General features: G+C 51.0%; 14 protein-coding genes. 3 read left to right on the top strand and 11 right to left on the bottom strand.

Annotated elements, in window-relative coordinates; translation table 11 throughout:
- Positions 1 to 10: 10 nt before the first annotated feature.
- The gene (xylB, locus tag AC3ISQ_RS00290) at positions 11 to 1462 is read left to right on the top strand and encodes a xylulokinase (RefSeq protein WP_489350016.1); all 1452 of its coding nucleotides are present in this window, start codon (positions 11 to 13) and stop codon (positions 1460 to 1462) included.
- Here the strand turns inward: xylB and AC3ISQ_RS00285 are convergent, their stop codons facing one another.
- Entirely contained in the window at positions 1463 to 2452 is a 990-nt protein-coding gene (locus AC3ISQ_RS00285) for an acyltransferase (RefSeq protein WP_489350015.1), read from the bottom strand.
- A gap of 191 nt (positions 2453 to 2643) precedes the next feature.
- Here AC3ISQ_RS00285 and AC3ISQ_RS00280 point away from each other — a divergent pair, with 191 nt between their 5' ends.
- Both AC3ISQ_RS00280 and AC3ISQ_RS00275 read left to right on the top strand, forming a co-directional pair.
- Complete coding sequence (locus tag AC3ISQ_RS00280) at positions 2644 to 3888, top strand: MFS transporter (RefSeq protein WP_489350014.1); 1245 nt, start codon at positions 2644 to 2646, stop codon at positions 3886 to 3888.
- A 198-nt stretch (positions 3889 to 4086) separates the two neighbouring features.
- Positions 4087 to 5355, top strand: coding sequence for a tetratricopeptide repeat protein (locus AC3ISQ_RS00275; protein WP_489350012.1), 1269 nt, complete (start codon positions 4087 to 4089; stop codon positions 5353 to 5355).
- 79 nt (positions 5356 to 5434) lie between these two features.
- Here the strand turns inward: AC3ISQ_RS00275 and darG are convergent, their stop codons facing one another.
- The 10 genes from darG to fdxH all read right to left on the bottom strand — a co-directional run bounded on the left by darG (position 5435) and on the right by fdxH (position 14886).
- On the bottom strand, positions 5435 to 6508 hold the full coding sequence (darG, locus tag AC3ISQ_RS00270) for a type II toxin-antitoxin system antitoxin DNA ADP-ribosyl glycohydrolase DarG (RefSeq protein ID WP_489350010.1): 1074 nt from the start codon (positions 6506 to 6508) through the stop codon (positions 5435 to 5437).
- 12 nt (positions 6509 to 6520) lie between these two features.
- Complete coding sequence (gene darT / locus AC3ISQ_RS00265; RefSeq protein WP_489350008.1) at positions 6521 to 7165, bottom strand: type II toxin-antitoxin system toxin DNA ADP-ribosyl transferase DarT; 645 nt, start codon at positions 7163 to 7165, stop codon at positions 6521 to 6523.
- A complete protein-coding gene (locus tag AC3ISQ_RS00260) occupies positions 7165 to 7749 on the bottom strand; it encodes a DarT ssDNA thymidine ADP-ribosyltransferase family protein (RefSeq protein ID WP_489350006.1) in 585 nt (194 codons plus the stop codon). The genes darT and AC3ISQ_RS00260 overlap by 1 nt, the downstream gene beginning before the upstream one ends.
- Positions 7750 to 7813: 64 nt before the next feature.
- Entirely contained in the window at positions 7814 to 9649 is a 1836-nt protein-coding gene (gene selB, locus AC3ISQ_RS00255; protein WP_489350004.1) for a selenocysteine-specific translation elongation factor, read from the bottom strand.
- Positions 9646 to 11028 (bottom strand): L-seryl-tRNA(Sec) selenium transferase, encoded by a 1383-nt coding sequence (gene selA / locus AC3ISQ_RS00250; protein ID WP_489350003.1) that lies wholly within the window; start codon positions 11026 to 11028, stop codon positions 9646 to 9648. Before selA ends, selB begins: the two co-directional genes overlap by 4 nt.
- Positions 11029 to 11037: 9 nt before the next feature.
- Positions 11038 to 11652 (bottom strand): glutathione S-transferase, encoded by a 615-nt coding sequence (locus tag AC3ISQ_RS00245; protein ID WP_489350001.1) that lies wholly within the window; start codon positions 11650 to 11652, stop codon positions 11038 to 11040.
- Positions 11653 to 11665: 13 nt separating this feature from the next.
- Positions 11666 to 12319 carry a DcrB-related protein gene (locus AC3ISQ_RS00240; RefSeq protein WP_489353447.1) on the bottom strand — a complete coding sequence of 218 codons (654 nt, stop codon included), beginning with the start codon at positions 12317 to 12319 and terminating at the stop codon, positions 11666 to 11668.
- A gap of 116 nt (positions 12320 to 12435) precedes the next feature.
- Positions 12436 to 13362, bottom strand: coding sequence for a formate dehydrogenase accessory protein FdhE (gene fdhE, locus AC3ISQ_RS00235; protein WP_489349999.1), 927 nt, complete (start codon positions 13360 to 13362; stop codon positions 12436 to 12438).
- Positions 13359 to 13997 carry a formate dehydrogenase-N subunit gamma gene (fdnI, locus tag AC3ISQ_RS00230; protein WP_489349997.1) on the bottom strand — a complete coding sequence of 213 codons (639 nt, stop codon included), beginning with the start codon at positions 13995 to 13997 and terminating at the stop codon, positions 13359 to 13361. The genes fdhE and fdnI overlap by 4 nt, the downstream gene beginning before the upstream one ends.
- Positions 13987 to 14886, bottom strand: a complete 900-nt coding sequence (gene fdxH, locus AC3ISQ_RS00225; RefSeq protein WP_489349995.1) for a formate dehydrogenase subunit beta — start codon at positions 14884 to 14886, stop codon at positions 13987 to 13989. The genes fdnI and fdxH overlap by 11 nt, the downstream gene beginning before the upstream one ends.

Here is a 14886-nt window from a genome sequence, read left to right as displayed (position 1 = left end):
GATAACCCCTATGTACATCGGTATCGATCTCGGCACTTCAGGTGTAAAAGTCATTCTGCTCAGTGAGCAAGGGCAATTGCTCGCCAGCCATGGCGAACCGCTGTCGGTTTCCCGCCCTCACCCTTTGTGGTCGGAACAAAATCCGCAGGATTGGTGGCAAGCGACCGATCGCGCCATGCTGGCTCTGGCTAAGCAACAGAATTTACAGCAAGTGAAAGCCATTGGCCTAAGCGGACAAATGCACGGTGCAACGCTGTTGGACAAGCAACAGCGCGTTTTACGCCCGGCTATTCTGTGGAACGATGGACGAAGCTTTGCGCAATGCCAAGAGTTAGAGCAGGCCGTGCCACAATCCCGTGCCATTACTGGCAACCTGATGATGCCCGGCTTTACCGCACCGAAGTTACTCTGGTTAAAACAGCACGAACCGCAGATATTTAGCCAAATCGATAAAGTATTACTGCCAAAAGATTATTTGCGCTGGTGTATGACCGGCGAGTTCGCCAGTGACATGTCTGATGCGGCAGGAACAATGTGGTTAGATGTCGCACAGCGCGATTGGAGCGATGCGATGCTAGGTGCTTGCGGGCTAACACGCAGCCAAATGCCAGCCTTGTTCGAAGGCAATCAGGTCACCGGGCAGCTTCATTGCGAGTTAGCAAAACGTTGGCATATGCCAAGCGTGCCAGTGATTGCCGGTGGGGGTGACAACGCCGCTGGGGCAATAGGCGTCGGTTTGTATCAGGCGGGGCAAGCGATGCTGTCGCTCGGTACTTCGGGGGTTTATTTCGCAGTCAGCGATGGTTTTCGCAGTAACCCAGCCAACGCAGTGCACAGCTTCTGTCATGCATTGCCCAATACTTGGCACCTGATGTCGGTAATGCTGAGTGCGGCATCCTGTCTGGATTGGGCCTGTCAGCTAACGAATACCGCCGACGTTGCCACGCTTTTGCATAATGTCGAACAATCCACACCCGCCAATGCGCCATTATGGTTCCTGCCTTATCTTTCTGGCGAACGTACCCCGCATAACAACCCCAACGCTAAAGGCGCATTCTGGGGCTTCACCCATCAACATGGGGCGAACGATCTGGCTCGCGCAGTACTAGAGGGCGTCGGTTTTGCCTTGGCGGACGGCATGGACGTACTGCATAACAGCGGCTTGCAACCCAGCAGCATTACCCTGATTGGCGGTGGCGCACGCAGTCCGTTCTGGCGACAAATGCTGGCCGATATTAGCGGTCAGCGTTTGGAATACCGTAGCGGTGGTGATGTAGGTCCGGCACTGGGTGCGGCTCGTTTAGCGCAGATCGCACTGAATCCACATGTCCCGTTAAATGAGTTGTTGCCAGAGCTGCCATTGGAGCAAGTACATCAACCCGATGCCGAACGCCACCAGCGTTATGCCGAGCGGCGTAAGACCTTCCGTGAGCTATATCAGCATTTATTGCCGCTGATGTAATCAGGATACTAATCGGCGTTTATCTATCCGTTGCAAACCAATGGAAAGCAGCAGACTCAAGATAAGCGCCACACCAAATACCCAGAAAATATCCAGCAACGGATATTGGCTAATACCTAAATTCTTGTTGCGCATAACATTGACGATAATGGCGTGAAAACCATAGATTGCCAGCGAATGTCGGGAAAAAACGCTTAACCAACCGATCGGTTGCGACAGGCAGTTTTTACACCACACCAACAACGAGACAGCGGCGAGAAATACCAACGGACCGCAGTAGATGTAATAGGTATCGGCGAAACTCCCATTGGTCAGCGTCTGACGTTTGGTGCCATTCATAATCAACAGTACGCTGACAACAAAACATAGTGCAGCCAACACACTGACGCCGCGCCGTTGCGTATCCATGGTGCCGATCGCTCGGCCAGCCAGCGCATACAGCAAGTAATAAAAAGTATCGCCATAGATATACAAATTAACTGGCAACAGATGAAGATTGCCGTAGTTAAGCTGACTGGTGTTGGGGTTAGCAATAATCGCCAGGATCACCAGTACCCCAGCCAGATAACGAGCCGAAACCGGTTTGACGCTAATCAACGGCGAAAGCAGGTAGATAACCACAATGGCATAGAAGAACCACAGGTGATAGAACACCGGTTTTTGCAGGATATTACGCAGTGAAGGCCAAAAACCAATGTTGGTAAAGAAGGCAATATAAATCAATGCGATGATGCTGTAGAACAAAATACAACAACCGATGCGGGTGAAGTGTTTGCGGTTAGCGCTTCGCTCACCAAAAAACAGGTAGCCGGAGATCATAAAAAACAACGGCACTGATACACGCGATAATGAATTCAATAGGTTGGCAACGTCCCAGTTATGCTCCCCCACGACCCCTTGTGTCACAGGGTAGGTAGTCGCATGGATCATCACCACCATCATGCAGGCCACTGCGCGTAAATTATCTATCCAACCAATTTTATGACTCATGAATCCAGTATGTGGTTATTTGCGAATGTTACACAAAGGTTATAGGGCGCGGAGAAACATGACAACCTTAGTATTAAGCTAATCATTGCTAATATCGGCAATTGGCGGCAAAATAGCCACAATAACTCGCCCAGCTTGCGTTCCCGCCCTGGCAGTTCCCTGATTACCTTTTATTATTCAGTGCCATAATTATGAAAAACACATTACCACCTGCGGCTCGTTTGGGTCGACAGGCGCTTTTATTCCCGCTTTGTTTGGTGCTATTCGAATTCGCCACCTATATCGCGAACGATATGATCCAGCCCGGTATGCTGGCCGTGGTGGCCAACTTCAACGCAGGCGAAGAGTGGGTACCCACTTCAATGACCGCCTATCTGGCTGGCGGTATTTTCCTTCAGTGGCTACTCGGCCCGCTGTCGGATCGCCGTGGTCGTCGCCCGGTGATGCTAGCTGGCGTCGCATTCTTTATCGTTTCCTGCTTAGCGATCCTGCTGGTCACTAACATTGAGCAATTTATTGCCATGCGCTTCCTGCAAGGGATTGGACTGTGCTTTATCGGCGCGGTGGGTTACGCCACCATTCAAGAATCTTTCGAAGAATCAGTGTGTATCAAAATTACCGCGCTGATGGCTAACGTGGCGTTGATCGCCCCGCTACTCGGGCCATTGGCTGGTGCGGCGCTGATCCATATCGCGCCGTGGCAAAGCATGTTTGTGATATTTGCTGTGCTGGCGGCCATCGCCTTCTACGGCCTGTGGAAAGCGATGCCGGAAACCGCCACGCTACGCGGTGAAAAACTCTCCCCAGCCAATATGTGGCGTGATTATCGTCAGGTACTGACTAATCGTCGGTTTGTCTGCGGCGCGTTGGCGATCGGCTTTGCTAGTTTGCCGTTATTGGCGTGGATCGCTCAGTCACCAGTGATTTTGATCAGCGGCGAGAAGCTGACCACGCTGGAATATGGTTTGCTGCAAATCCCGGTATTTGGTGCGTTGATTATCGGCAACCTGACGCTGGCACGCCTGACCGGTAAAAACAGCGTTGAACGGCTGATTAAACTGGGCGCAGGCCCGATGATCATCGGTTTGTTGATCGCCACACTGGCGACGATATTCTCCGCCCACGCTTATCTGTGGATGACCGCAGGATTGAGCTTGTATGCCTTTGGTATCGGGCTCGCCAATGCCGGTCTGTATCGTTTGACGCTATTTTCCAGCGACGTCAGCAAAGGGACCGTTTCTGCCACCATGGGCATGATGAGTATGGCGGTATTTACCGTCGGCATTGAGTTGGCGAAAGTGGCCTATGTATGGAACGGCAGCGGTGCATTTAACCTGTTCAATCTGATTAGCGGTATTTGCTGGTTGGCTCTGGTTGTTGTATTCCTGCGCAAACGCAACGGCAGTGGCATTACCCCCGCATCTACAGTCGCCTAATTTGAAACGGGGTTACGGCTCCGTTTTTATCGCATTCTTCCCTTAATCATGTGCCTCACACCAGACGCGTCTTGTTTTTCTCCGAAAAACCCGTCGTTTTATTGACCGAAAATCTGCAATTTGCTCTGATATGTCCCCTATATTGCCCGACTCTTGATGAAGCGGGATATTCAAATCAAGAACGAGGCAAATTGATTCATGCACCCAGTTCAACGAACTAAACCCTCATTACACGCACAGCAAGAACAGCGCCTTAACTCTCTGGCACAGCAGTACCGCACAGCAATAGACAATAATGATTATGCTGCCGGTAAAACTATCGCGGAAACTACACTGCGAATCATTCCTAAGAATCCCGACGTGCTAGCAAGCTATGCGTTGTGTTTAATGCGCGTTAAAAAATACGACGAGTCATACAAAACCTATAAAAAACTGCTCAAACTTGTGCCATTGGAAAACTTGCCAGATACTGCGCTCGATGGTTTTGTCGAGGTTTGCGGCTGGCTAGATCGTCAAGAAGACATTCGACATTATGGCGTCATGTCATTAGAACTCGGCGACAAAAAGTTTGGCAATGGGCAAGCCTATCCATTGCCCGCCGCTTCACCGCCGCCGTTTAATCCGAATAACCCACAAGAAAACATCATTGCCTTCACCTTGTTTGGTGACTTGGCGCGTTATTGCGAAACTGCCGTTCTAAACGCGGAAGTCAGCAAAGAGTTATTCCCCGCTTGGCGTTGTCGCTTCTATCTAGACGATAGCGTGCCGCAAGAAATACAGCAGCGGCTACAGCAAACCGGCGCCGAAGTGATTAAAGTTGAAGGGGAAATACACGACAATATTCCAGCGTTGATGTGGCGTTTCTTAGTGCTCGACGATCCCACGGTGAAACGTTATCTGATTCGCGATGCAGACTCCTTACTCTCAGAACGTGAGCTAGTTGCGGTTGAAGAGTGGCTGAACAGCGATTATTGGTATCACCATATGCGTGATTATTTTACTCATACCGAACTGCTACTCGCCGGGATGTGGGGCGGTTGCCATAACGAAAATCTACCTTCGCTCATTGACCAAACTCGGGAATATCTGAGCCAACAAGAAGCTCACCGCCGCTTCGTTGATCAGTATTTCCTGCGTCAACAAGTCTGGCCAACCGTAAAACAGAACCTACTCAGTCACGATGACATCTTCGGTTTTTACAACGCTCGCCCCTTCCCGCCACATGAGCCGATTCGCTGGCAAACCGCGAGTTTCCACGTTGGCAGCAATACCAGCTATCAGTTAGCCGCTGTCGAAAGCAACAAAGCCGATGGCGAGATGCAACGCTGGGAAATTGTTGATGAAAACAGTGTTCGTTTATGTCAGTACGCTTCACCGGTACAAGGCAAAATGTGGAAGGAGTCGTTGCCGTTCTTCTTGTTAGATCGTATTACTGCCAAACAGTGGAAACTACGCAATATCGACTGAGTATCGGGGCACCATAGTGCCCCTCCTTGGAGGAGGGGCCATGAAAACAAAGAAAAATCAAATAATTATCAGATTTTCTTTAACAATAACCATGGGATTGTTGTAACCGTGTAAGAGCAGCATTCACCGCAGATTTCTCAAAGAGTTGCGATTTTCTTTCCGCCCAACGCTTACCCGCAGGCCAGTGGCTAATACCTTCTAATACGGCATTTTCTTCCGCTGGAACATTTTCTTCATGCACTAACCAATCAATGGTGGACAGTAGCTCTAAACCGTATGGTGACTCGAAACCATCGATCAACTCAGACGTTTTTTGTAAGGCGGGTAGCCAAAGTTTGGCTTCATTCTTCAGATAAGCATTTAAAAAATCGGATTTTTCATCATTGAACCAGATAATATCCAAAGGTTTAGCATCACCGAGCCGCTTGTCACTTTTCAGGTAACTCCCATCCAACCCATCTAATAAATGACGTAACCGATCAGCATAAGGACCATAATTTTTTGCTTTAAATTGAAGATTCAATGGGTTTTCTATACCTTGCGCAATAATGACACGCTCGAGGAACCAAGCCAGTTTTTGGATTTCCAACAAACTGCATTCCATACCTAACACCCAGTAACGCCGCACTAATTCTGCAATAAGAGCCCTAGCAGGCGTCAGTTTTTCTACCCCTGCACTCTTTGCAACATTCTGATATTTTTCCGTCGGTTCGTAGATGATGATATCAACCTGATCCAAATCAGCCAGTTCACTTTCAAGTACGGCACGTACATCATGCCAAGCTAATCCTCCATGCCCCGCACCCAATGGCGGAATGGCAATAGATTTCACCTTGTTTTGTACAATGAAACGACGCAGATCACGTACCCCATCAACAATCCACTCCAACTGAGATGGGCTACGCCAATGTTGTTTGGTAGGGAAATTGATAATCCATCGCGGCCCCATTAATTCACCAGAAGCCGTAACAAACATTTTGCCAGTCGTCACTTCCCCCATTTTACAGGCTGCAGCATAGGCACGCATATTGGCTGGAAAGCGCTCTTTGAACATTAAAGCAATGCCTTTGCCCATCACGCCGACGGTATTAACGGTATTGACCAGCGCTTCAGCAGGTGCCTCCAACAGGTTACCTTGTGTAAAGCGAATCATCAGTTTCCCCCATTAAGAAAAATACCAGCCCGGCAGACAGTGTATATCCAACAAGTCTCCGACGTCTTGCTGCAACTGAGTTTGCAATGTCTGGGTATAACATACGATCCCTAGCAATCCCGTGACTGGCATATGCTGATAAATCAAGGCTTCGGCCTGATAACGTTCGATTTGCTCAGGTTTATCAGGATCACGTTTGAAATTACGTTGCTGTAATAGTTCCCAATCGACATTATCCAATTGATCTAATTGGTTATAGTAACCAGCCATCGGTGTATAAGCGTGACGATCAGTAAACGTAAACGCCAATTTTTGCTCCTGTAACCGATGTAAACTGGAAACCAAAATAACAATTTCTTCATTAGGATAGCGCGTTACCCCACCACGACCAGTATAGATGTTGTACAACATGGGGGAAAATGGCGTGAAATAGAAGGGAATATAGTCATTCAGCGTTCCCCCCGGCGCAATGGGAACCTCTCGCTGCTTGCGCCTTTCGATCAATTCAGCATTACCAATAGAAGTCCAGCGTTCGGCTTGATCTTGAATGCGGCTCCCTGCAGATAAACCATGAGTCAAAATCCAGGGCAAATTATCCCTGTGAACAATACGCCAGATCAGCGCTTTTTGTGGATTAAGGCTCTTATAGTTTGCCATTACAACTTGATAAACATTCTGTCATTGACGTTGAGATAAGGAGCATAAGATGTTGTTTTAAGAAGTTTATCCACCGCTAGTTTAGCCGTATTATCCTTGACCCAGATACTTTGAAACAGCTCAGGAGCAACAACACCTGGAGCCAAACATTCGGCCATGCAGATACTCTTCGATGCTTTATCACTATAATCGCATTTTTCCATTGTTTGCCAATCAATTCGCGATAATCCTTCTTGATAATCAAACAATTGGATATCTCCGTCGCTGGCTAGAGGATGTTGTGGGATTACATACCAATTTTGCTCTTCTGCTATTATCCTTAATACACCAATAATGACGAACATTTCCTCTGGACGCTCACATTGCACCCGATAATCAAATGGATTCTTAGTGAAAAAGTGAAATGGAACTTTCTTATCTAATTCTAAATGTTGTCGTTTCTGCAAAATACCCTTATCTGCGACGTCTTGAAAAGACGGCTGTAGTTCAGCCCTTGGGAGCAACCCATTTTGCAATATAGAACCTAAATTACTTAAACATGTTAAATGATAGAGATATTTTCCCTTTTGAATTTCCCTGCTCATATCAAATTCCTTATATGTCCTACGCAGTCCCAATCATAAGAAAAACAAAAGAAAAAACTTTGTTTTAAAACAACCCGCCATCCCGCAATAGATGTTGATTACCTTTACGGCGGGTAAAGCCGCTGCGATCGAAGAATTCCAGTACCTGAATCGCCAATTTGCGCCCTACGCCGAGCCGGTCGCGAAAATCAGCGGCGTTAGCGCTGCCTTGCTCTGCATCCAATTCACGGATTAATTTGGCAAACAATTCAATGCGCTGGCTATGGTAGTAGCGATCGGCGACGACGGCGGTGACATGCCCCAATTGCGCCGCTTTGCGTAACAGGTTGCGCACCCTGCTTTCGTCTTCAGCCAATTCAGCAGCCAAGTCACGCACCCACCAAGGTTCTTCGGTAAACAACGGTTCGATACGTTGCCACAGCACCTGTTCTTCGGGGCTGAACGCCAAACCATGCTCCGGCAGATGCAGCCAACCGCGGGTATTCACCAGTTTCCCCAGAGCCAACAGACGTTCGATCAGTTTGAACACCAGCGCTTCATCCAAGGTTGGCAGTGCCATGCGTCGCAGGCGAGCGCGTCCGAGGCCAAGTTGATCATCATGTTGTTGATGGTACGCCGCCAACACGTCGAGCAGGCGTTGTTCCGCCTGTTGCACATTGTTCTGCGCCAAGACTTTATCACCCGCCATCAATAACGCATGCCCGGCCAGCTGTTGCGCTAAACCCGCATCGGTGAGTTGGCGTGCCCACGCAAAGGTCGCCAGATCCAATGCGCCATTTGGCAATTGCAGCGTCAACGCCTGTTCGTCACTTTCTGCTTGCGATAACTGTGTCAGCCAAGCCAGAAACTCAGTCTGTCGTTTGCCACGTTTGGGTGCGTCCAACCTCAGCACCCGCGCCGCACCCAGCGTTTGTCGTGCGCCGATGTCACGTAAAATCAACCGATCGCTTTCCACTAACCACAACGGACGATCGAGGATCAGCTCCGCCAACTGCGGATTTAACAACGAAACGCGGCCGGTAATATGGCTGGCGGCATGATGCAGATGCAACGATTGCCAATGTTGCAAGGGATGATCGGTTTCCAGCGCCACTAATACCCGCTCAGCACTGGCGAGGGGTTGTCGCTCTAACAGCCAGTCGCCGCGCGTGACCTGCTCTTTACTGACGTCACCACTGATATTCAACGCAATACGTTGCCCAGCCTGCGCCTGTTCCACTGGCTGGTTCTGTGCATGTAATCCGCGAACCCGTACCGGTTTGTCAGCTCCGGTCAACCATAGGTTATCGCCGACATTGACCATGCCGCCTAGTGCGGTGCCAGTAACCACCAGCCCTGCACCTTTGACGCTGAATGCGCGATCGACAGCCAGCCGGAAGCGGCGCGTCAGGGCATGTTCACTCGGTTGTAAAGCCGCTAAATGTTGGCGCAGCGCATCAATGCCCAATTCCTGCATCGCTGCGGTGACAAATAACGTCGCGTCGTGCCAGCCTTGCTGCGCCAGCTCTTCTGTCACCTGTTGGCGAACGTCTTCCACGCGCTCGCTTTCGACGCGATCGGCTTTGGTGAGCGCAACGGTCAGTTGCGGGCGTCCGCTTAAGCGCAAGATCGCCAGATGCTCACGAGTTTGCGCCATCACACCATCGTCACAGGCCACCACCAGCAAGGCGTGATCAATGCCACCGATCCCTGCCAACATATTACTGAGGAATTTTTCATGCCCCGGCACATCGATAAAACCCAGTACGCGACCATCGGCTTGTGGCCAATAAGCGTAGCCAAGATCGATGGTCATGCCACGGCGTTTTTCTTCTGGCAAGCGCGAGGCGTTAACCCCAGTGAGCGCCTGTAATAAAGTGGTTTTGCCATGATCGACATGGCCTGCGGTGGCAATAATCATGCGCTCAGTGCCTCAATCAACGCGCCGTCTTGCTCCAAACAGCGCAGATCGAGCCACAATTTGCCGTCGTTGATACGTCCAATCACCGGTTGCGGCAGACTGCGCCATTGCTGCGCCAAGCGTTCCAAGGTGCCGCCACGACCATCTCGCGGCGAAAAGGTCAGGGCATAACTCGGCAAGCGATCGACGGGCAACGAACCGCTGCCAATCTGCGACCAGCAAGGTTCAGCACATAATTGATAATGTTCTGAGAAATGTGGCGTCAGCGCTGTCAGCAAACGCTCTGCACTAGCTTGCATTTCTGATTGTGGACGCGTGAGCAAACGCAACGTCGGTAAGTGTTGCACCAGTAATTCTGGTTGTTGATACAAACGCAACGTGGCTTCTAATGCCGCCAGCGTCAGCTTGCCAACACGCAATACCCGTTTGAGCGGATGCTGTTGTAGCTTAGCAATCAACGCCTTGCTACCGACGATAATTCCCGCTTGTGGGCCGCCCAGCAGTTTGTCGCCGGAGAAAGTGACCAGAGAGACCCCCGCCGCCAATAGCCGCTGGGGCATCGGTTCGGCGGGTAAACCGTATTGCGTCATGTCGACAAGCGTTCCGCTGCCCAAATCGGTCGCCGTCGGAATCCCCTGCTCGGCTCCCAGTTGCGCCAGCTCGGCCTCATCCACCGCCGCGGTAAAGCCTTGAATACTGTAATTACTGGTATGCACTTTCATCAGCAAGCCAGTCTGTTCGTTGATGGCGTTGCGGTAGTCTTTCAAATGTGTGCGGTTGGTGGTGCCCACTTCCACCAGTTGGCAACCGGCTTGCCGCATCACATCAGGAATGCGAAACGCGCCGCCAATCTCCACCAGCTCACCGCGCGATACCACCACCTGCTTACCCGGTGCCACCGCCGCCAGCATCAGTAGCACCGCCGCCGCGTTGTTATTGACGATGCAGGCGTCTTGCGCGCCAGTTAGTTGGCACAGTAAATCTGCCACGGCGCGATCGCGATGCCCTCGCCCGGCGCCATCCAGATCGTATTCCAGCGTCACCGCCGCGCCCATGGTGTTCACCAACGCATCGATCGCCACCTGTGGCAACAACGCACGCCCCAGGTTGGTATGCAGTACGGTGCCGCTCAGGTTAAATACCGGTTGCAGCGCCGAGCGCTGTTGCTCTGCGATTCGGGCTATCAGTTCCAACGACCAGTTTGCGTTCCAGTGAGGCAATTGCTGGCTGGTTTTGATGGTTTCCCGCGCCTGCATCTGCATTTGGCGTAATAAATCGCTAATCAAGGTCTGGCCGTATTTTGCCACCAACGGCTCGATAGTAGGGTCGCGCAGCAGGCGGTCAATCGCAGGTAACTGACTATAAAGTTGGCTCATCATGACTCGGTATTAGTTACGTATTGCTGGCTGGGTGCTAGCAAAACTTTTGCGTGCAAACAGTCGTTCAGCCAGCTTAATCAGCGTTGGGCGTTCAACACACCAGTTGGGGATAATGCGACGGAAATTGAGATAACCCAGCGCGCAGCCAGTGGCAATATCCGCCAGCGTCAGTTGTTCGCCGTTCAGCCAGCGTTTTTCTTGTGCCAGTTTTTCCAGCGCATCCAGACCATGAATAATCTTGCTGCGATGGCGCAAAATCCACTCTTCGTCCTGTTTGTCTGCGGTTCGTTTACTCTCGCAGTACAAGATGACGGCGGCATCGGTGATACCATCTGCCAAGGTTTCAATCTGGCGGATATGCAGAGCCTCGGTGCGATCGGCAGGTAAAAACGCCGGAGCATCAGACAATAATTCCAGATACTCGGCGATCACTTTCGAATCGTAAAACACCTCGCCGTCTTTAGTGAGCAGCGCCGGGACTTTACCCAGTGGATTAAAGTCTGTCACTCGGCTGGTGGGGGTATTCGGTGGATCGTTAACAAACTCGAAGGTTATCCCTTTTTCCAGCAACAGCACGGAAATCTTGCGCACAAAAGGGCTGGTATAACTGCCGATCAGCTTCATCAGTCCATCCTCGCTATTTAACCGTCATCGTATCGATGATCCGCTGCACCAGCTCCCGATGCATTTCAGGTGTTTTCGCCGGCGTCAGCATTTGTAATGTCACCACGCGTTTATTGAACACCGTCAGAACGATGGTGGAAACTACTTTTTGTCCGTTGACGCTTTGTTCGGTATCCAGTCTGTGGAATTTCTGTTGACCCACGCTGAAATTCTCTTCTTTGGTGGTTTTGATGTTCTGATAACGATCGGACAGCTCAGTGATCATGCTTTGCGTGAGATCTTTCAGCATTTTGTCACTGTTATTCAGCTTCATATCATCCGGTGGGATCACTTCGGAAGAGACGGTACGTTGGCGTGACTTGCTATCGAGAAACAGTTGGATGGTGGATTTGTTGTCATTCATGATACCGCTGAATTTAGTTTGGTCGCTAAAACCCGGCGGGAGTTCGAAAGTGATGTTGCCCTGTTGCAATGAGACGTTCAGCCCTAGTGGCGGAACCGGGGCAGCCGGTTCAGTGACCGGTTTGGCTACCGGCACAGCCTGTGTGGCGGTTGGTTTTGGAGCGGGTTTCGGTACCGTCGGCTGCTTGGTGTCTGGGTTATCGCAGGCCACCAACCCGATCAGCAAGGTCGTCATTACGACAAATTTTGCAATTTGCTTTAACATCATCCCTTTCCTTCCACATTGACACGTTATGTCGTAAACGTAGCAACGCCCCCTGCGGTTTGCCAGATAAGAAATCCGAATTTGCCTCTGCCATTTTAGTGACAGAGGCAAAATATTCATTCACCGGGGAACAAGAATGGGTTGATGCTGCTGCGCGCAAACCCCTCATCTTCCATTTTGGCGTCGAGAATCAGCGAGGCCAGATCGTCGGCTACCGCTTCTACCTGCGGGTCCTTTTCCTGATACAAAATCTTCAGATAAGTGCCGCAATCGCCACAACTTTCCGCTTTCACTGCAGCTTGTTCACTTTCCAGTGACCAGTAGTTGAGATCGCGCGTTTGCTCGCAGTTGCTGCATTTAACCCGCACCACATGCCATTCGCTTTCGCACAGGTTGCAATGCAGATAACGCAGGCCGTTGGTGGTGCCAATATGCACCACACTGGCAACCGGAATACTGCCACACACTGGGCAGAACTGGCGATGCTCGCCGTATTCAGCACGGGCTTTACCGGGGATTAAGCTCGCCATCTGCGACCAGTACAGCGACAACGCCGCCCAAATGAAGGGCGCTTTATCACTGCCGACTTTGCCAAACTCTTGATTCAGCAACGCATCGGCCATTTGCTCCAGTTCATTGGCAGAGGCCTTTTCCAACCCCTCCAGCACCAGACTGATATGCTCCGGTGCCTGTGGACGCAGCTCAGCAATCAGCGAGGTCAGCAACTTCTGCCAGTGATCGCTGCGTGGATAAATGCTCAGATCCAACGGCGGTTTACCGCTAGCGGCCCCTTGCTCCAAGGCGGCGTTCAGATCCAACTCCAGCGGATTATCGTGCCGTGCTTTGTCCTGCGCTTCAGCAATGGTGGCGGCAAAGTTGAGATAATCCCCCAACGGATGCTCCGCCGCCAATTGGCGCAAACGCTCGGCGCGGCGGGTATAAAGGCTTTTCAGATTCGCGAAAAGTAACGGCGGAATTGCATCCGCCGTTGATTTCTCACGCTGTGCCCCTAACTGCTCTTTAGGAACGATGCGGATACTCATTTTATATTTTCTTCTTCCTCGGCAACCACTTTACGGTACCAGCGTGGATGATGCTTCGCGGCCCACTTACGGCTGACTTTACCTTCAATCATGCCTTTAATGGAACCCTTAACCCAAAATGCCATATACATATGGATCAGGATCGCGTGGATCAGCACGACCGCCGCAATCGCATGGATCACAATCGCGAAGCGGATCACCGGGATCGGGAAGTAACCGGCAAACAATGGCCGCCACATCATGACACCGGTAATTAACAGCACCCAAATCAAACTCATGATGCTCCAGAACATCATTTTCTGACCGGCGTTGTACTTACCGACATCGGCCACTTTATGTTCGTTGCCTTTCAACACCTCTTTGATGCCGCGCATCCAGCGAAGGTCTTCACGGTCGAACATATTGTGCTTCACAAAGCGGGTGAACATGAACATCAAGAAGATGAAGATCATTACGCCGAAGAACGGATGCAAAATGCGCCCTAACTGCGGTGTACCAAAGGTTTCAGTCAACCATTGTAGCGACGGGAAGAACATGGCGATCCCGGAAAGGGAAACCAAGAAGAAGCAAATCACCACGGTCCAATGGCAAGCACGCTCAATAAACTTAGTGCGTACTATCATCTTATTTTTCATGACTCCCTCCTGTCGAATCTTCCTCATCGTCGTCATCAACGGTGTTGGGTCCCATCCCGATATAGTGATAGATCAGGCCGGCAAAGGTGGCAATGAAGCCCGCCGCAGACAGCGGTTTCAATACGCCTTTCCAGAAGTTTACCGCCACGCTGATATGCGGATCTTTCGGCAGACCATGATACAAATCTGGCTTATCGGCATGGTGCAACACGTACATCACGTGTGTGCCGCCAACGCCTGCCGGATCGTACAGCCCTGCGTTCTGATAACCGCGCGTGTTCAGTTCGCTGACGCGTTCCGCAGCCAGATCCTTCATGGCCGCTTTAGTGCCGAAATGAATTGCACCGGTCGGGCACGTTTTCACACAGGCTGGCTCTTGACCGACGCTGACGCGGTCGACGCACAGGGTACATTTGTACACCCGGTTGTCGTCCTTGTTCATACGCGGCACATCAAACGGACAACCGGCGATGCAATAGCCACAACCGATGCAGTGCTCGGACTGGAAATCGACGATGCCGTTAGCGTACTGAATGATCGCGCCGGATGAAGGGCAAGCCTTCAAACAGCCCGGATCGGCGCAGTGCATACAGCCGTCTTTGCGGATCAACCACTCCAGTTTGCCGTTTTCTTCGACCTCGGAGAAACGCATCACCGTCCAGGATTTGGCGGTCAGATCGGCGGGGTTGTCGTACACCCCGACGTTATGCCCGACATCATCACGGATGTCGTTCCATTCCGAACACGCCACCTGACAGGCTTTACAGCCGATACAGGTGGTGACGTCGATCAGTTTTGCCACTTCCTCCTGGTGATCGCGCGCCTGTGGCGGCGGAGTCAAAGGGTTGGTCGCCGACCGCTTAATAATGTCTTGAGATTGCATTGACAT

The organism is Serratia sp. KH_031 (assembly GCF_057839655.1).
Note: the sequence above shows the minus strand (reverse complement) of the source record. Positions and strands in the feature narration are given on the sequence as shown.